This is a genomic window from Paenibacillus athensensis, from assembly GCF_004514475.2.
GTDB lineage: Bacteria > Bacillota > Bacilli > Paenibacillales > NBRC-103111 > Paenibacillus_AL > Paenibacillus_AL athensensis.
Window position 1 is genome coordinate 77599 of the sequence record NZ_MYFO02000011.1, and the last position, 18630, is coordinate 96228.

21 protein-coding genes are annotated in these 18630 nt (G+C 45.7%); all 21 read right to left on the reverse strand.

The features are described 5' to 3' along the window. Positions 1 to 2: 2 nt before the first annotated feature. Positions 3 to 1007, reverse strand: coding sequence for a UDP-2,4-diacetamido-2,4,6-trideoxy-beta-L-altropyranose hydrolase (pseG, locus tag B5M42_RS18665; RefSeq protein ID WP_134751745.1), 1005 nt, complete (start codon positions 1005 to 1007; stop codon positions 3 to 5). Positions 1008 to 1016: 9 nt separating this feature from the next. Next, positions 1017 to 1754, reverse strand: a complete 738-nt coding sequence (locus B5M42_RS18670; protein WP_134751743.1) for a cytidylyltransferase domain-containing protein — start codon at positions 1752 to 1754, stop codon at positions 1017 to 1019. A 28-nt stretch (positions 1755 to 1782) separates the two neighbouring features. Further along, positions 1783 to 2793, reverse strand: a complete 1011-nt coding sequence (locus B5M42_RS18675) for an SDR family NAD(P)-dependent oxidoreductase (RefSeq protein WP_134751741.1) — start codon at positions 2791 to 2793, stop codon at positions 1783 to 1785. A gap of 16 nt (positions 2794 to 2809) precedes the next feature. Continuing rightward, positions 2810 to 3550: a cytidylyltransferase domain-containing protein gene (locus B5M42_RS18680; protein ID WP_134751739.1), complete on the reverse strand. Its 741-nt coding sequence runs from the start codon at positions 3548 to 3550 to the stop codon at positions 2810 to 2812. Then, the gene (locus B5M42_RS18685; protein ID WP_134751737.1) at positions 3547 to 4554 is read right to left on the reverse strand and encodes a hypothetical protein; all 1008 of its coding nucleotides are present in this window, start codon (positions 4552 to 4554) and stop codon (positions 3547 to 3549) included. The genes B5M42_RS18680 and B5M42_RS18685 overlap by 4 nt, the downstream gene beginning before the upstream one ends. Continuing rightward, positions 4520 to 5818, reverse strand: coding sequence for a DegT/DnrJ/EryC1/StrS family aminotransferase (locus B5M42_RS18690; protein WP_134751735.1), 1299 nt, complete (start codon positions 5816 to 5818; stop codon positions 4520 to 4522). Before B5M42_RS18690 ends, B5M42_RS18685 begins: the two co-directional genes overlap by 35 nt. Then, on the reverse strand, positions 5815 to 6390 hold the full coding sequence (locus tag B5M42_RS18695; RefSeq protein WP_134751733.1) for a GNAT family N-acetyltransferase: 576 nt from the start codon (positions 6388 to 6390) through the stop codon (positions 5815 to 5817). Before B5M42_RS18695 ends, B5M42_RS18690 begins: the two co-directional genes overlap by 4 nt. A gap of 23 nt (positions 6391 to 6413) precedes the next feature. Further along, positions 6414 to 7418, reverse strand: coding sequence for a Gfo/Idh/MocA family protein (locus B5M42_RS18700; protein WP_167689777.1), 1005 nt, complete (start codon positions 7416 to 7418; stop codon positions 6414 to 6416). A gap of 32 nt (positions 7419 to 7450) precedes the next feature. Beyond that, a complete protein-coding gene (locus B5M42_RS18705; protein ID WP_134751729.1) occupies positions 7451 to 8086 on the reverse strand; it encodes a pseudaminic acid biosynthesis-associated methylase in 636 nt (211 codons plus the stop codon). Then, the gene (locus B5M42_RS18710) at positions 8067 to 9980 is read right to left on the reverse strand and encodes a motility associated factor glycosyltransferase family protein (protein WP_134751726.1); all 1914 of its coding nucleotides are present in this window, start codon (positions 9978 to 9980) and stop codon (positions 8067 to 8069) included. Before B5M42_RS18710 ends, B5M42_RS18705 begins: the two co-directional genes overlap by 20 nt. After that, positions 9967 to 10575 carry a hypothetical protein gene (locus B5M42_RS18715; protein WP_134751724.1) on the reverse strand — a complete coding sequence of 203 codons (609 nt, stop codon included), beginning with the start codon at positions 10573 to 10575 and terminating at the stop codon, positions 9967 to 9969. The genes B5M42_RS18710 and B5M42_RS18715 overlap by 14 nt, the downstream gene beginning before the upstream one ends. Before the next feature lie 270 nt (positions 10576 to 10845). After that, the gene (locus tag B5M42_RS25615; RefSeq protein ID WP_134751722.1) at positions 10846 to 12456 is read right to left on the reverse strand and encodes a flagellin N-terminal helical domain-containing protein; all 1611 of its coding nucleotides are present in this window, start codon (positions 12454 to 12456) and stop codon (positions 10846 to 10848) included. A gap of 188 nt (positions 12457 to 12644) precedes the next feature. Continuing rightward, positions 12645 to 12872 carry a carbon storage regulator CsrA gene (gene csrA, locus B5M42_RS18730; protein WP_134751720.1) on the reverse strand — a complete coding sequence of 76 codons (228 nt, stop codon included), beginning with the start codon at positions 12870 to 12872 and terminating at the stop codon, positions 12645 to 12647. Positions 12873 to 12876: 4 nt separating this feature from the next. After that, positions 12877 to 13335 (reverse strand): flagellar assembly protein FliW, encoded by a 459-nt coding sequence (gene fliW / locus B5M42_RS18735; RefSeq protein ID WP_134751718.1) that lies wholly within the window; start codon positions 13333 to 13335, stop codon positions 12877 to 12879. A 78-nt stretch (positions 13336 to 13413) separates the two neighbouring features. Further along, positions 13414 to 13986 carry a DUF6470 family protein gene (locus tag B5M42_RS18740; protein ID WP_134751716.1) on the reverse strand — a complete coding sequence of 191 codons (573 nt, stop codon included), beginning with the start codon at positions 13984 to 13986 and terminating at the stop codon, positions 13414 to 13416. Positions 13987 to 14004: 18 nt separating this feature from the next. Continuing rightward, positions 14005 to 14904 carry a flagellar hook-associated protein FlgL gene (gene flgL, locus B5M42_RS18745; protein WP_134751714.1) on the reverse strand — a complete coding sequence of 300 codons (900 nt, stop codon included), beginning with the start codon at positions 14902 to 14904 and terminating at the stop codon, positions 14005 to 14007. Between the two features lie 39 nt (positions 14905 to 14943). Further along, positions 14944 to 16392, reverse strand: a complete 1449-nt coding sequence (gene flgK / locus B5M42_RS18750; protein WP_134751712.1) for a flagellar hook-associated protein FlgK — start codon at positions 16390 to 16392, stop codon at positions 14944 to 14946. Positions 16393 to 16438: 46 nt separating this feature from the next. Then, positions 16439 to 16939 carry a flagellar protein FlgN gene (locus B5M42_RS18755; protein ID WP_134751710.1) on the reverse strand — a complete coding sequence of 167 codons (501 nt, stop codon included), beginning with the start codon at positions 16937 to 16939 and terminating at the stop codon, positions 16439 to 16441. 39 nt (positions 16940 to 16978) lie between these two features. Then, complete coding sequence (flgM, locus tag B5M42_RS18760) at positions 16979 to 17251, reverse strand: flagellar biosynthesis anti-sigma factor FlgM (RefSeq protein ID WP_134751708.1); 273 nt, start codon at positions 17249 to 17251, stop codon at positions 16979 to 16981. A 107-nt stretch (positions 17252 to 17358) separates the two neighbouring features. Further along, complete coding sequence (locus B5M42_RS18765) at positions 17359 to 17775, reverse strand: TIGR03826 family flagellar region protein (RefSeq protein ID WP_134751886.1); 417 nt, start codon at positions 17773 to 17775, stop codon at positions 17359 to 17361. Between the two features lie 117 nt (positions 17776 to 17892). Further along, entirely contained in the window at positions 17893 to 18414 is a 522-nt protein-coding gene (locus B5M42_RS18770) for a ComF family protein (protein ID WP_167689775.1), read from the reverse strand. Positions 18415 to 18630: the final 216 nt, after the last annotated feature.

Genomic DNA, 18630 nt, shown 5'->3' on the forward strand with positions numbered 1-18630 from the left:
TCTCATCCCTTCGGAAATAGTAAGTAATTGCATACTCGCTCAACCCCTAGACCATCAACCATCTCAGCAGCATATCTGCTTGCCCGTGAGATCCAGAATGGGTTGCAAATTGCGAGCTCCCACGCTTCTTGCAACTCACTCTCGGTGACCATCCCACTGTGCCCTAAATACACGTCAACGCCAAGGCGGTCCGAACTTCGTGCAATGTCTCTCTGATTTTCTGCGTTGGTTATAATAAGAGCGGGCAGCCCCATGCAATATCTCTCCCAAGTAAGGGTTCCCCCCGAACAAATAGCGATATCACATTCTCTCATGACTGATGCTACATGTGAAGTTTGCACCAGTAGCTCGTATTGTTCGTTTTGTTCACAAATTGCACTAATCTTATGTAAATGGGGATTATTTTTTCCCGTTATGATTTTCAACTTCACCTGATCAGTAGAACCTCGAAGCGCTTGAAGAACAAATTCCGTTTCATTGGTCGGATCGGTTCCGCCAAAACAAACAAGCGCTTGTTTGACCTCAGCCAATCTTGAGCCCAAGCCAACTCTATGCTGGGAGAACTCAGGACGTAGTAGTGCATAAGAAGGGCCTAATAATTGGTGACAGCTAGGTTGAACCCACCTACTGTATCTGCTGTCCATATCCCGGTAGAAGTTTTGATCCAATAGTAAATTACAGTCATGCTGTCTGTCCGCCAAATCATCGATCACCATTATCCGATCTGCGAATTTCTTGGCCTCCGTCTGCCAATATGCATCCAGCTTGTAATGATCCACAATCACCCAGTCGTATCGCCCCTTCACAGGGCAATCAAGCAGCGTGCGCGCGATGAGCACCGGATAGCCTTTAGCGGTGATCAAATCATTCACATTTCCTAATTCATCACAGCACATAAAGAAGATATGTGCTCCGTGCTTTTTCAATTCGTCAGCCAAGACTAAACAACGCATCACGTGTCCGGTTCCAATCATAATGGAGGAATCCACTCGAAACAAAACGTTCATTGCGACCTCTCAGGAATTAGTCTCCAACTTCTTTTGTTCAATATGGGCGTTAATCTTTAACAACTCAGGGTTCTTCTCCACGATTCGCAGGATATCTTTCCAGCCGCTCAGTACTCCTGGAACCTTCAATTTACTGTACACCTCATGGATAAAGTCCCAATCCTCTGGGGTATCCAGCGTCCAGCGTTGCTCGGAATAATTGTTCTCGGATGTAAAGCAGGCCAGTGAGAAGCGATGGGGATTCTGATAGATATAAGGAGTAACATGTTCCCGATGCTCGACATGAGTAGCCTCATCGTGAGCTGACTGCAGCGCATTCATTGTAAATAACTCCGCATCCAAGCCTCGCGGAAACGTTCGTTTCGTAAAATTGTTGATATAATCCACCTTGCTCTGATGGAAAATGCTTATCATCTCATTCACAATTTCAGGGTCTATAAAGGGACAATCCGAGGTGATTCTTACCACCGCATCCGCCTTATACAAAAGCGCTGCTTCATAATATCTGGACAGAACGTCCCACTCACTGCCGCGAAAGACGCATGTATTCAGCACAATGCTCTCTTCTGCAATAGCGTCATCCTGCGTTAAATCTGTAGTCGCAATAACAATTTGACTTAACTGCGGCACACGCTGCAATCTTTGCACGACATGAGCAAGAACCGTACGATCACCAAGCCTCTTCAGCACCTTGCCAGGTAATCGGCTTGATCCCATTCTGGCTTGAATAATGGCAATTATATTCATCTAGTACAAATCTCCTCCATATTTACCTTTATAATAAACCCTGCGAGTGAAGCAAGCCCAACAGATCACTCCTACTAATTGGTAAGACATTCTGGGAACTATAACTCATATGGGGAGCCCGCCAAGAATCGGGATATTGGTGATCGTTATTCAAAAATTGGTTTGTTACGACAAACATGTCGGAAAACTCTAATGCGTACTTAGCCTCCTCGTCTGTCATTAATTCCTCATACATCTTTTCCCCGGGGCGCAGTCCAATCTCCCTGAAGGAAATATCTTTAGGGTTAATATTTAACTTCTTCGTCGTCTCCTGTACGACCACTTCGGCTAAATCGCGAAGTACGATGACTGGCATTTTTAAAACAAAAATTTCTCCCCCTTGCGCCCTCTTCATAGCTCCGATCGTAAGAGAGGTTGCCTGCTGCAAAGACATCATAAAGCGGCTCATTGCCAGATCGGTAACCGTAATCTCCCGTTTGTTCTCAATTTGCCACTGGAACAAAGGAATTACCGAGCCGCGAGAGCCCATTACATTGCCGAATCGAACCGCAGCAAACAGCGTCTCCTTTGGTCCTGTCTGATTTTGCGCCGCTATAATCAGCCTCTCTGCCATCAACTTGGAAGCGCCATACGTATTAGTCGGGGCAATGGCCTTATCTGTACTTGTGAATATCGTTTTTTTTACGCCAGCGTGCAACGAGGCCTGAATGACATTCTGAGTTCCGGTAATATTGGTTTGGACGGCTTCAAACGGGTTGTACTCACACGAAGGTACGTGCTTCATGGCCGCAAAATGAAACACATAATCAATATCTTGCATAGCTCTCTCAACACGAGCCTGATCACGAACATCTCCTATAAGGTAGCGAATATTCCCAAACGACTGTAATTCCTGTTGGAGATGGAATTGCTTGTGCTCGTCTCGACTGAGTATACGAACTACAGCAGGACGGTCCTTCAAAATAGTTTTTAAGACACTCACGCCGATAGTACCGGTTCCGCCAATAATCAGAATTTTTTTATCTTGAAAGAAGCTCATAAACGATTAACCCGCCTCATCTTGCTTTTTTTTGAGCAATATGCTGGTTCAAGCTCAGCAACTCCGGTTGGTTTTGCAAATATAGGACAATATCGAACAAAGTAAAGGCAGGATTCTTAGGATATAGGGCTTCGAAGATCGTTTTTATTAGCTCATAATCTTCCCTTGTATCCAGTGTAAGTCTATACTCCGGATGTCTTAAAAACGGAGATGCTTCTATGTTAGACAGTCGATACAACTCTGGATTCTCGTAGAAATATAAAGATACATGTTCACGCACATGCAAATCCTCTTTGCTTATGAGCTCGACTTTCCGCAGCGCTTCCGTTCGAAAAATCTCTGCACTAAATCCTAGTGGGTATGTCCGCACTAAATGATTGCCAACATAATCAAGAAAAGGATGAGTTAACATCCGTTCAATAACGGCGTCAACCGTCTCCGAATCAATCAGAGGGCAATCGCTCGTTACTTGAACGATGTAATCGGTTTCGAAAGCTTCGGCGGCCTCAACTGTGCGCAAAAGCACATCTTCTTCACTCCCTCGATAGTAGAGGACTTTTTCCTTTTGGGCTATCTCTACAACCACATCATCTTCGGTGTTGGTGGTTGTTGCTATAACGACATTATGAATATATCGGGAACGACGCAACCTTTCAATTAAAAGAACAAGATTCGGTTGGCCCGCCATAGGCATTAAAACTTTTCCTGGAAGCCTCTTCGAGGTCATCCGTGTAGCAACAACGGCATTGATTTTCATAGCCTTATCTCCTTAAGAAACATCCCTATTCTTGCCGTTGAACGCCCATCCATCCAAATCGGCTGCTGGATGTGCCCGATTTCATTGCGAATCCCTTTAGCCAAGGTTTCAAAGCTCGCTGCCAGTTCATTATACGAATTGATCGACCTAGTTAGCTTCAACTTGTTCGTAATACAAAAATCTTCCTTTTGCAGATTAGGCTGATAGCTGATAACAGGTTTATTTAGTAAGTATGCGTGCAAAAGCCCTATTGAATTCATGCCGATAACAAGATCAACCTCCGACAGCCATTCAGTGAGATCACCGTTAACTGCATAACGTCGATAATCCGATCTCAGTTGAGGTTTATCCTTGGGATGGAACTTTATAAATAAATCCCAACCCAGGTAGAGTTGAAACAGTTTCAATAAATCCGGAATCACCGATTCTTCATTGTAACCAAGTGAAGTTCCATAAAGTTGAGATAGAGGCTGCGATAAAAACAGGGCTTTTTTTGACTCGCTCCCTCGCCTTTGCCGATTAACAGGCTTGGCCTTTACAAATCGATCAAGCCCCGGATGGCCCAAAATTCTGATGATATTCCCGGGCACTCCGTCGCTTATGGCCTCTTGAGACGCAAGCTCATCCATTACAATATAATACTGCGGAAAAACTTCGCTCCCACCAGTATCAGTGCATCTTAGCTTATAGTTTGTCCAATAGTCGAGAATTGTTGCCGTAGGAACGCCGTGTTGGTTGCAATAATTCAGACATTGAATTTCAAAATCGCTGTTCCAGCTCGTTCCCGTGACTATTAAGGAAGACTCGCCGGCAAGTACAGTAGCTTCCAAACTGCGTATAACCTCAGCTTCCTTCGCAGCAAACTGCTTATGAAGTAGTGCCGCAGGACCTACACAATACACGACGGCAGGAAGACCATGTTGTTTAAACCAATCCGCAGCAGGAAGCACCACATCTGCACCACCAGGATCATGGGCGAGAAAGAACGCCATTTTCATAGCCATACAAGCTCCCTCTTTGGCTCCAAACCTTGTCCAATGCGGTAAAGAACTGTTCGATCTCCGTATTTGTAAAGGGAAGTCTGCAGAGGTCTGCGACCAGTAAGGTCCTTTCATAACAATCTTCTGCGACGACGCAAAGCCCCTTTGCGTAATTCTGCACAGGGTTATCGATTAAAGAAAACGGGAATGTAGTTTGATTATATACCTTTTTGTGTTGATACATCGGTAACCGGTAGATAGGTTTTTGGTAACCCTGTCCTAATGGAAATCCTTCAGCCTTCATCGCCGCAGCAAATGTAGTTCGGGATATTTCCCATATCCGTGCATCATACTGGATAGGATACACATAGTAGGAATGCGTATAGCCTTGAGGCACTTTCACCCCTGTCAGTCCTTGAAAACGCTGCAAACCCTCCGAAATATAAGCTGCTAGAGCACGCCTTTGCTCAAGGAAAACATCCAATTTCTTGAGCTGTTCAATACCGATTGCTGCGTGTAATTCAGATAGTCGATAATTATTTCCCAGTACAACAGTCTCATGGTCACCCAAGTCGTCGACAACCATCTCTCCGTGATTACGAATCAGTTGACATCTTTGCGCCAAATCATCGCGATCAGTCAATATGACGCCACCCTCACCGCTATGAATGACTTTATGATAATTCAAACTAAAAACACCCAAATCTCCAAAAGTGCCGGTCGATTTGCCATCAATGCTCGCCCCTGGACTCTGGGCATTATCTTCAATCACAAACAAGCGGTGCTTCCGGGCAATTCGGAGAATCTCGGGTAAATTTGCAGGAAGCCCGAAAATATTGGCTACAACAATTGCTTTTGTTCGAGATGTAATCCACTTTTCAATTTCAGCAGGATTCAAGTTATACGTATCCGGATCAATGTCAACAAAAACGGGCACCGCATTGTTCATAAGCACGGCGCTTGCCGTCGCCACCATCGTGTAGGGAGTTACCAGCACCTCATCACCAGGACCAACCTCACAAGCGGCAATTGCTGTATGCAGGGCTGTGGTAGCCGAATTGACCGTAATCGCAAATCTGCTCCCAAACTTCCGTTTGAAATCATTCTCGAATTCGCGAACCTTCTCGCCCCCTAAAAAACCTTCCCCTGCTCTCCCGATGAACGCGGAGATGTTGCCATTATCCATAACACGTGCAACAGCTTCCTTTTCCTCATTACCTATGGTCGTTATCCAAGGAATAGCTGACTCTCTGACAGGCATGCCGCCCAAAATTGCCAGTTGACTCATTGTTTATTCCCCCGCTCCTTAGTTCGATGCCGATTCCATTCTTCACGAAGTAACCCGTATACATACACATCCACATATGCATGGCTTTTAAAAACAGCCGACCGCTTGACACCCTCCTGTACAAACCCAAGAGCTTGAGCCAGCTTCTGCATGCCAATATTCGTTGCATAGGTTCCGCAGCCGATCCGATTCAAATTTAGCTCACCGAAACCATGATCAATGATTAATTGTGAAGCCTCCTTCGCATAACCCTTACCCCAATACGCGCTTTGTCCTAACACAATCGCATATTCCGCACTCCTGTGCAAATGGTCGATATTTTGCAGCGCAATATTGCCGATGTGCTCGTCCGACTCATAGGCGACAATCGCTAAAATCAAAGCATCCTTTGTCGTTCGAGCAAATTCGATGTAAGCTAAAGCCCCTTGGTAAGAATAAGGGTAGCGGTGATGGTTATTAAACCGACAAACCTCTGAATCATTGAACCACTGCAAATAATTGTCCGCAGCATCGCTTTCATTCAACATCCTCAGGTACACACGCTCGCCACGCAAAAAAGCTTCACGGCTCACCCTAACCCCTCCTTACTCTGATATTATAAAGGTTTCACAGGTTCCCATTGCCGAGATAAATAGGATCGCTGAACCGCTTCAGCAATAAAGATCGGATGCAGCCCGTCCTTTAACGTACAGACCGGCTGCTGTTTGCCATCGACCACATCGGCGATATGTTCCATAGCATGCTTCAACGTTGAATCGTGCAGCAGATTGTCATCAAACTTATCCAGATGCAAGCTTTGAAAACCCGAAAACAATTGGTGCTCACCGACCCTCTCATAACGAACTTTATTGCCGCTTTCCAAGATTGTAATCTTGCCTCTGGTCAAATATAAATCCATTTCAAACATGTAGTAATATCGGTCGTCAAAAGCCTCTGCGTACCCGCTAACTTGACGTTCCGTGGTAAAATGCAACGTGAACGATGAGTCCCCCTCATGATCTGCCGAAGTCGGCACTTGGTCGATCACCAAGACACTTTGCAAACGACCTGCAAACCAACTGACCAAATCAAAAATATGGGAGCCTGTATTATAAATACCTCTTGTATACCTCAGATGAATTCGCTGCAATTCTCCGTAAGCGCCTTGCCGCAACGCCTCGTATATTCGCTGCATACCCTTATTCCAGCGACGCGACAAGTTGGGTATAAGCATGCACCCCGTTGTCTGCATCAGTTCGTGTAAACTGCGGGCTTCGTCCAGATTCGCAACTACCGGCTTTTCACAAAAAATCAGCTTGGTTGACGTCGTAGATATTATCTCGCGGATCAACGCAAGATGATTGTCCGGTGGTGTGCAAATGCTGATCACTTCGGCAGCATGATCTTGAAGCATAGCTGTCACTTGAGTGTAAAACCTCACGGAATCGTCAAAGCCCCGAAGTAGGGATTCTCTTCCTTGGTGTATGTCCGCGGCGGCCACCAGACGGAACCGCTCACTGTCTAGGTAGGCAGTCGTATGGCTAGAAGGCTTGTGTCTTAATGGGTCCAGATCATACAACAGCCCAATTTGTCCAAGACCGATAATCAGTGAGTGTAGCATTCTTAACGCTCCCCGTATCATTACATTGCGAGCTACTTTTTCTCTAACAGGTACATTTGATCCACATTATTTACGTTTTTCAAATACCGATGCTTCATTTCCTTCACAAGACGCAGATCGCTAAAACGCTCTAATAACATACCCGCAAAATTGGCTTTCCATAGCTTGTCTCCGTTACCGTGATAATCAATCTCCGTATATTGATCCGCATAGTATTCAAATCCCCAAATATAGCGACTACTAACTCGATACATCTCGTCCATTACTTTGCCAATATCCTTGGGGGCAATGTGAATCAACACGCCGCTCGTATAGACCATATCGAAGTAGCCATCCTTAAACGGCAGATCAAACGCCGATCCCTGGATAATATTGATCCCAGTGGTACGTGTTTTGGCCCGTTTTACTGCATAATGTTGCAACTCAACCCCATACAATTTATCGAAGCCTATAGACTGCAGATTTAGCAAAATATTCCCTACATTGCAACCCACTTCCAGTACCCGGCTTGTCGTAAACTCTTTAATAAACGCAGTATTCATGTCCGTTCTGGTAATACCGTACTGGTCTGCATAAATCCGATCCAACTCCTCGACGGAGAACGTATTTCGATCCGTATAGTCGGCTCCGAACTTGCCCTTCCAAAAATCAATCTGCTGCGTGTTCATACTGGATGCCTCCCTCCGTATGGTCATTAAGCTTGCCTGCTGTGAACGTCTGGATATTATTCATGATCAGCTGATAGAAGGGCTCGTTTTCCTGCATCACCTTCTGACAGTCCAATACAAATGCTCCAAATGGTTTAATAACGGCACGCGCTTTTTCAATAATATTCGGAATTGAGTTTATTTCCAAAATCGCCTTTTGGAAAAAATCGTATTGGACTTTGACCATAGGCTCTAAGAATATCAAATAATACAAATTAGCATAGAGACTCCTATTGAGTTTACCGATCTGATCAAGTAAAGTAGATGTTTTCTTTGCCTGCTTCCCAACGGCCGCAGCCTCCAGCTTCTTCAACGTCTTGGCAATTTGTAAAATCAAGTCATCCAGTGCGTCGTGGTGCTTCTTCATCTCTTCCATCTTTGCACTAAGGCTTTTATAATCGTATTCCGTAGGTTCGCCTTCGTACCAGGTTCGATTCACAATATCCTTTCGGGTCAGTCTGTTCCGAATAATATTCGCCAAAGTTTCAAAAGGGGCTCCAGCAATTCGCGCTCCGCCACGAGTTGTGTTCAAGATGGTTGTTTGCGGTATAGTAGCGATGATCTGCTCCATTTGTCTTCTGCTTACATTATGGGCCTCCTGAGTAAACACCACGCCACCGTCTACATCCTCCACCTCAATAAGCGTACTTAGTTCTGCATCCTTTAGATAAGTAGGGCGTTGATTGTACTTCACACCGTTGGCGTAATACTGATGGTTTCTATAAGAAAAGTTCTGCCCAACCAAGACGATCAATTCTGCACCAAGCTTGCTGACCAATTGTAAAGCCACTACAGCTACGGAAGCAGCGTCGGTAATTACGTCCTCTTTGTTAAAATTATCGCCCTCTAAAAAATATGGAGAAAGATGATCCTGATTCATGAACATATGAAGCATCGGACCAGGATAGTCTTCCAAAGTTTTAAGCCCGACGGTTGATCCAAAAACAATAGGCAGCGGAATTTTTTGCTCAAATACTTCCTTGAAAACTTCGAAATTGCCATAGTTCGGGTCATACGATACTACAGCATCGGGCATGATGTCATTTGCCAAAAGCGCTTTATTAGCCGAACCAACAGCAAATATATAGGCAAGCCCGTCGTCTTTAATTTTTTTCAAATGTACATACTCATCCTCAAGTGATGGACCCGCTGCGACGATGACAAAGGGCTTGTCTTTAAATATCTGTTTTTTGCTGCTAATCATATTTTGGGATTTTAGAATTTTTAAAAAATTACACTCTACATTGTAGGTCCAGATTTGTTGGTAGCCTACGTTGGTTTGTAAGTTCATTAACTTATGTTTGACATATTTCTTGAACAAAGCCATAAACTCCCTAGTCATATCCGGAAAAATCCGTTCGTAAGCCGGGTTAACGATCACCAGAACATCAGTAGAGAAGTTATCAAGGACGTGGCGAATATAAAAATCGACAGAACCCCCTACAAAGATGTTCATCAATCGCTTTAACGGAAAAACGCTAATATGCTTTGTCTTCAATAATTGGAAAAGTACGGCCGGCAATGGTTCATAGATGGTATAATTCACAGCCGGATATTTGCTCATCAGCAGTTGAATATGGTAGCCCATCCCTGCGCCGAAAAAAAATACATGCTTAGTTGATTTGACGGATTCCAAGTAAGGCTCTATCCATTTCTGCGCTTCATTCTGCGGATCGTACTGACTATGCAAATATACCGTTTTATCGTTTAATTCTAATGAAATATTGGGTAGCGAATTTTTTGCCAGCTTAACTTCGACAGATTCCTTCGCGAGTGAAGCAGCGTTACTATCCATGTAAGTCCAAACATTCTTGTACTTCTCCTTACATAGCTGCATGTTCTCATTGAAGATCATCACGCTTAACCTCACAATCAAGAGTTTCTCCAAGCTCGTGGTGCAGATCAGCTAGTAGCGGTTTAAATTCGTAATGAATAAGGTCTGCAATAAGTGAATTGTCCTTATCTGTAGAAGCTTCCATTAGCTGCTGTAAACTGGCATGTATTTGCTGAAGGTATACTTCTGAAGAGCTAAAGCTCATATATGGGCTTCGAGCAGAACGTATGCTCTCCAACGTTATAATGATATACTCCAAACCTTCTATAAAAGAATGAAATGTACTCCATACTTCATCACTAAATCCTTGGTATATGCGATTCGTGAAAGCATCGAGTTCGGGCAGCGCTCTGCCTAGATATTCAGTCGATCTAACGATCAATTGATCAATATGCTCGCGTTCGGCAATTGTTTCTACTCGAATTTCCTCTATTTGAGCCATATGTTCTGTCAAATATCCATAGAAATCCTCTTCAAGTGGTTCTCCATTCACCGTAATGTGTTGAATAATAACATTAGATCGCTTAGCCAACTCATTGATTTTATGAATAATAGTCTCAATTTCATTCAATTCGTTAGCAAACTGCAAAACTTCATCAAGCATATAAATTTTCATGATATTTAGCGACCCCATTTCTCTGGAACATCCTTATATCTTTATATCGGTTGATTCATGAAAAATCTTTATTAAATCCTAAATTGTTTTATAAATCCGCGTAAGGCAAACTCGAATATTAAACCATATTTAGCATTCCCAATCATTACAAATTCAGTCATGAAACCAAGTCAAGAATAGAATTATTATGGTTTTCATAAAGCAAAAGACTGCCGCATATACTCGGCAGTCTTTTGCTTAAAACGCAAATATTCATTTGTAAGGCAATTATTATCTCAAAAGCTGAAGAACGCCTTGAGGTTGTTGGTTCGCTTGAGCCAGCATCGCTTGAGCAGCTTGGGAAAGAATGTTGTTCTTCGTGAAGTCCATCATTTCTTTCGCCATGTCTACGTCACGAATACGGGATTCAGCAGACGTCAGGTTCTCGGAAGCTGTTTGCAAGTTGTTGATTGTGTGCTCCAAACGGTTTTGCACAGCACCCATTTTAGAACGTTGTGCAGAAACGTTTTTGATCGCGGAGTCAAGGGAAGTCAGAGCTTGGGAAGCACTGCTTGCCGAAGATACGTCAACAGCAGACAAACCCAGAGCAGCCGTTCTCATGTCGCCAATACCAAAGCTGATCGTTTGACCACGGTTCGCACCGATTTGGAACGTTACGCCACCACCACTTGTTGCTTCAGTTTGAGCTTTAGAAAGACCAAGGTCTTGAATGGCTGTTTGGCCAACCCGATCGCTAAGCTCAATTGGGCCGTTTTCGTTCGTAATAACAAATCTTCCGTCAGCGCTAACATTAACCTGAGCTTGTGTTACATAACCTGCTTGACCGGAAGTTTTGCCTGTAGTTCCGTTGTATGCAGTGATCGCAGCATTAATAGCATTTTGCAACATCGTTGCGCCACTTGCCATAGTTGCGCCATTGGCAATACCCGAAAGAGTAACCTCCATCAAAATGCCATTGACTTTCATATCGGCTTTCGTAGCCGCTGCTACAGTAGTACCATTGTAGTTCGTAGTTCCATTCGCTGCAGTACCACCAGCTGCGCCCATAATTTTGCCGCCCAGCACGCCTGTACCAACAGAGATTTTAGAATCAGTACCCTTAGTACCACTTTCCAACACAAGCTTGCCACTCGAATCTACGTAACCAGTGATATGAGCAACGTTTTTGCCGGAAGCGTCGATGGCCGCATTGATAGTATCAACGATCAAGTCCTTCGCTTTATTTTGTGTTGTAGTATCAGTCGAGATACCTTTTAAAGTGTTTTTCTGTTCTGTTGTGAGATTCTGCCAATTGACGTCGATATCGGCACCATCAATTTTAATGGTTTCTTTTACGAAATCGCCGCCGGAAGGAACGCCAGAAGCCATCGTACCGGAACCAGTAATAGTACCGCCGGTCAACTTCGCAACAGTAGCGCCAGTTGTTGTATCAACAGCAACGTTAACGCCACCAGCCGATTTCAAGTTACCATTCAGCAACTTCTGAGTGTTGAACTCAGTTGTGTTACCGATGCGGTCGATCTCGTCTTTCAGCTGTTTAACTTCTTCTTGCAGAGCTGCACGGTCATCGGCTGTGTTCGTTCCGTTTGCGGATTGGTCAGCCAGTTCGCGCATACGTTGAAGGATGGAGTGAGTTTCGTTCAACGCACCCTCAGCCGTTTGAATCAGGGAGATACCGTCCTGGGCGTTTTTCGCAGCCATGTCGAGACCGCGGATCTGCGCTCTCATTTTCTCGGAAATCGCGAGGCCGGCAGCGTCGTCGCCAGCGCGGTTGATGCGAAGACCGGAAGACAATTTTTCCAGGGATTTGCTTGCTGCTGCAGTGTTACCTGTCAATTGACGGTGCGTGTTTGCTGCTGCAATGTTGTGATTAATTCTCATTGTTTTCTTCCTCCTTGAAGGTACGTTTCACCCGCGTCCATGCGGGTGTTTAGTAGGCTATTCGGCAGGTCGGCCGCCCTGCCAAAAGCGCCGTTGTTATATATATCGAATTCCCCGGAGGAAAAGTTTATAGCGAATGCAAAAAAAAATGTCAGCTTCTCAGCCGACAATGCACCCCATCACACCTATTATTTTTTATGAAAAAGCTTCCCGACATTAATCGGACTGACTGTATGGCTAGAGGCTTCTTTGTTTGATTCCTGAATGTTCTGGTAAATTTCCTTGCGGTATACTTCGATATGCTTGGGTGCATTGATGCCAATCCGCACCGTATCCCCTTCCGTGCCCAGCACGACCAATTCAATATGGTCGCCGATCATAATTGCTTCGCCTTTTTTGCGCGCCAGAACCAGCATCCTCTCACCCCTCCACTTCGCTCGTCGCTTCGTCCGCCGGGGATAAAACGAGTTCATGTTTCGTTCTGTACGTCGAGTCGTGCAGAATGATCTGTTTACCCATCCGCGCTTTGGTATTTAAAATAATCGGCGCCAGCAGGTTGACCGTCATCGCCGTACAATCTTCATTGACGGTCATGACGGACCAGACGGCTACATCATCGGGACTTTCGATTTGCAACTCCAACTGAACAGCTTCAGACAATGTAAAATCATATTCATCAAAGAAGGAGAATGGGTTGCCTATCAGGAAAGATAGTCCCGCTTCGTCTAGAGACTGAATGTACGAAAAAGGCGCACTCTCTTCTGGATGGACCAATACATAGCGAGTTAATCCCTCAAAGCCCGGAACCCCCTGCGAAAAGGTAAAGATGTCCTGCTCCTCCACTTCCAACTCACCAAAAAACAGCGTGTTTATCTTCATTAGCCCGCTTCTCCTTACAGGTTCAAATGGTAAAATAATAAAAAGCTATAGAATCATCTATAGCTCGATTATACCGCTTTACAGTTTTAAATCAATTTGCGGAACACTTATTTCTACCTTCGGATACTGCTGCATATAAATATCCAGCTTACCTCGGTTGTAATTGACTTCCGGAGGATTGACTCTGGCGTTAACATTCACTTTATTAGGGGTTACGTCAATTTCTGGCTTATGCGGCGTATACGTTATATCCACATTATCGTACGAGGCTTCCCCATAGTAGTCAAACTCCGGATGCTCAAATTGCAGTTGTTCCGCAATATCGGCGATTGGGTTCGCACCCTTAATATTAATAGCCGCCAAACGATTGCCGTTTTCTACAATACGGGCAATCCCCTGCATCGCGACGTTATGGGCCTGCGAATAAATTCGATTCATCGCCTGCAGGATCGGTCCCTGACCCAAGGCATCCCACGCCCGGCTTTGGTCAATCTCCAAATCGCCGCGCGGTTGGCGAATCTCCAGCCTAGCAGCTGGGTTTTCCATCTCATAAGTAGGTCTTGGCTGCTTGATATCCTGCGTACCGAGATCGGCGTCAATACCAAGAAGGGCGGGTTGCTGTCGTATTTGAATTTGAGGAATACTTGGCAAGTCAACCGCCTCCTAATCTTATCGTAAAAAATCCACCAGACTTGGCTGAATCAGCTTCGATCCGGCCGATAACGACGCCTGATAGACGTTTTCGTCCATCTTCAAATTCGTAATAACCAAAGACATATCGGCATCTTCCGTCTTCGATTGCAAGCTTTGCAGGTTGATGCTGATATCCTTCAGGCGATCCTCCGCAAGCTGAATTCGGTTCGTCTTGGCTCCAACATCGGAACGAGCTGCTAGCAGGTTAAACAAACGTTTATCCATCAGTTCGATCGACTTCTGAATGCCCGTCTGATTACCCGAACCAAGAGAAGCCGACAGATCCTTTAAAATTTGAAAGGCATTGTCCTGATTGCCGGAAGCGCCAAAAATATCGGTTGCTGTCTTATTCATCGCAATCTGCACGCCTGCGCCGATTTCAAACTTGATCTCTCCATTGTCCGTCACAGCGTTCGCCGCATCATCCGGATTTGGAAAAGGAGCCTGATCCGTTACTTGGCCGTTAAATACGTACTTGCCGTTGAATTTACTGTTGCCAATATTAGTCAACTGATTGTACAATTGATCAATTTCGGTCTTCATCGCATTAAGCGATTCCTCCGAATTTGTACCGTTCGCGCCTTCAACTGCCAGCTCCCGTGCACGCTGCATGACTTGACCCATTTGGTCGAGCATAGTGTCGGTGTAATCCAAAAAAGAAACCGTCGCATCGACGTTGCGTTGATACTGATCGTTCGCCGCTAGTTCGCTGCGATAACGCATCGCAAAGCTGATGCCGACCGGATCGTCGGAAGGCTTGTTAATGCGGCGTCCCGTAGAAAGCTGATCCTGATTCGTATTCATTCGTGTCAGATTCGCATTCAAATTCCGCAGCAACTGCGTATTCAGCATACCCTGCGTAACACGATTTGACATTTCATTCACCCCATAGACTTCATTTTTAACAATCGACTACTAGCGGCCTACCGTACCCATCGAATTAATGACCTTGTCAAGCATTTCGTCAAAAGTAGTCAACGCTCGCGCCGCGGCGTTGTAAGCATGCTGATATTTGATCATATCCGCCATTTCTTCGTCCAAAGAAACGCCGCTTGTCGATTGACGACGGGCATCTACCTGATCCACGAGAATTTGCTGATTTTGCGTTTGCCGAGTCGCTTCCTGCGTCTGCACTCCGATTTCGGAAACAACGGCGCGCAGGAATTCGTCGAAGGTCCCTCCATTCAGAATCACTTTTTCGACACCCGAACCGTCGAAACTATATTTCTGATTCTTGATATCCGCAATTTTGAGCGCCAGCTCATTATTACCTTTCACAACCTTCACGACTCCATCAGTGGGGTCCGTATAGGTTTTCATGGAAGCAGCAATGTTCTCCACGTTATTGGTAATATTCGTGCTCACAGCCATCGTTTCAGCCGCTTTGCTGAAATCGGTAATCGGCACAAAGAAATCTCCACCGTTCGTAGGCGGTGACTGCAAGGTGTAACCTTGCTTGTGCATATCGTTTACAGCACCAACGAGCGTTGACACCATCGAGTTCAACTGGTTTTTATATTCAGTTACATACTTATCATTGGAAAGAATAAGCCCGCTCAGTTCACCACTGTTCAAATCGGTTGGATAAGCTCCTCTAGCTACATCCTCTGTAAAGCTTGTTGCCGTCGCACCGACAACGAGATCCATTCCACCCATACGCACATGATAGCCGTTAGGCTCTTCCTGGACGGTGAGATTAATCACCTTGGAAAGATCATCAATCAGCACATCGCGCTGGTCGCGCAAATCGTTAGCATTGTTGCCAAGGCCCTCAACACGGAAAATTTCATTATTCAAACTGGCGATTTGCTTCAGAGTCGAGTTGACCTCCGACACCTTTACGTCGATGCTGTCATTCAAGTCCGATGCCAGATCATTTAACTGCTTGGCTGCATGGTTAAACGCATCAGTTACCGCCAACGCGCTTTCTTTGACGACAGCTCGCGTCTCCAAATTATCCGGTTGCTTGCTGAGCTCCTGCCAAGAATTCCAGAAGTTATCGAGAACTTGACGCATCCCCGTATCGGAGGGCTCGTTAATAATCGCCTCAAGCTTCTCAAGCGTATCCTGACGGACGGTCCATTCGCCCAAGCTCTTGTTCTCGTTGGCAAATTGTTTGTCCAGGAAGCTCTCACGAATTCGCTTTACTTCCGTAAATTCAACGCCCTGTCCCATCTGTCCAGGAACGGTCGAGCGCTGCAGTCCCAAAGCCTCGATAGGGCGAGCAGCGACCATAGTGACCGATTGGCGGGAGTATCCTCGCGTATTGGCATTCGCCACGTTATGCCCTGCCGTTGTCAAAGCAGCTTGCTGTGTAAAAATCCCCCGTTTGGCTATCTCAAGCCCGCCAAAAGATGATCTCATGGTTTTCCCTCTCCCATTCTGTGTTTAATGAACTTACATCTTTCAGCTACGCCTTCGTATCAAACATGCCCATCCGGTTGCCGCCCTTGGCCTGATGCGGGTTCTGATACACCACGTCATCCTCCGGCGCCCCGATCACCAGATCCAGCGAATAATTGATAAAGTAAAGCGACTGTTCAACCAGCTGTTGATTGACCGCATTTCTCTCCTTCAGCCTGGCCACGATCTCAAGCAAGCTGCGCTGCGCTTCGGCCAGCGACTGCTTTTCTTCCGCCTTAAATATGATTTTTACCAAATCGCTAACTGTAATCTTTGGATTCGGGTTATAGCCCCTGGCGATCAAATACTCGTTAATGACCTGAACGCGCAGCTGATCGGCTTCAACGATGCCGCGCATCAGCTTATTCTCTTTATTGACAATGAAATTAAGCTGATCGACATCATTGCGAACAAGCACCTGTGTCTTCTCCAGAGACAGCTCCAGCAAAGCTTCATAAGCTGTTTGCAGCCGATTCATCGTTTCCAGAAGAGCCTGTATCGTCGACATGTATTCTCACCTGTTCCTATCGTTCTGGGACCTGTCGTCCTACTTCAGATACGGGAGCAGCTTCTCGGCAATTTTACCTGCATCCACAACGTACGTTCCCGAGCTGACCGATTCCTTTAATACCTGAATACGAGCCTGCTGCTCCTCCGTGCGTACACCGCCTTGCGCGCCCAGCAGCTCCTTCGCCTCCGGCGAAATCTCAACCTGATCCTTAGGCTTATCCTTACGCCCCGCTGCGTTCGCCGAGCGAGCGTCCGTCGTCTTTTTATAAGGATTCACAGCGCCGATTCGTTGGCTGTCATTGATCTTCATACTTTATCACCCCTATGGCTCCTACATAAAAAACAAAAAGCCGATAATCTTTAGAACTATTATCGGCAGTTTGCTTATGAAACTTTATATCTCTTGGGAACCATTTGTTAATGTCGATTTTTCAAACGGTCCTGAATATTAAAGCTCATTTTGTTATCCTTGGCCTGCTGCTCCTGCTTGCGCTGATCGTCTTCGCGCTGGTTGCTGACATCTTTGGCCAGCTTACTGCGGCAAGAATCACAAATGGTATTCTCGCGAATGGATACGCCGCACACTTCGCAAGGGTACGACATATTGGGCGCATTAACGATCGAAATGCGGCCTTCCCGAATAAACTTCGTAATCTGCCGTACCGTTACCTCGGTGGCCTCACTTAATTCATTGATCGTTGCCCCTCTATTATCACGCAGAAATTTTAAGCATTTTTCATACTGCATGTCGACTTCCTTAATACAATTCGGACAAACCTCATTAAAACCCTTAACGAAGATCCGTCCGCAACGCGGACAGTTAGCCACGTTCATACTCATGTGCGACCCCTCCTGTCAGTATTCCCTCTCGTTTATGCTTAATTCCAGTTTACCGCAATCAGATAGCGTTTGCATAACAAAATTTTTATTAAATAAAGCGGATTTTTCTTCCTATCGGGCCCACGTCAATCCGTATACGACAGCATTTAATCGCGTTTGAAGCACGCCTGCGCATTGATTCATCGTACTGCCGGTTGTATATACATCATCCACCAAATAAATAGTCAAAACACCAGGATCACTGCAATCGCTCATCAGCCTCACCGCGGCTTGCTCATTCAATTCGAATACATCCCGCAAATCTCCAATCCGTGCGTGCCGACCTTTAAAGCTTTGTTTATCCGTATGCTTCACCCGCCGCAGCAATGGCACAACAGGCAATCCCTCGCGATTCCCCAACACAACGGCCATCTGCTCGGCTTGGTTAAAACCGCGTTCCGCCAATCTCAACTCACTGACGGGCACAAAGGAGATCAGCTTGATTGTTTTCTGATGTTCCCCCTTGCTCCCCTTCCCCGTCTGATGGAGCCGATAAGCGTGACAAAGCATCTGCCCTATGACTCCGGCCAGCCGCTCATCTCCCCGATACTTGTATCTGGCCAATAAGGCTTTCATATTCTCATCATAGCTCACCGCGCTTCGGCTGCAGACGAAATGCAGCTTGCCCTGCCTGCGCCTCTGACAATCCGGGCAAGCCTCTGCACGGCCGCATACCTCACATCGCACTTGCATGATCCAGGGAATCCTCCCATAGCAAGCCGTACATAATCCATCCAACTCGAGTGTATCGGATGGCTGTCGGCACAACAGACATACCTGGTTGGTCACATGCAACAGCTTCCCCAGCAT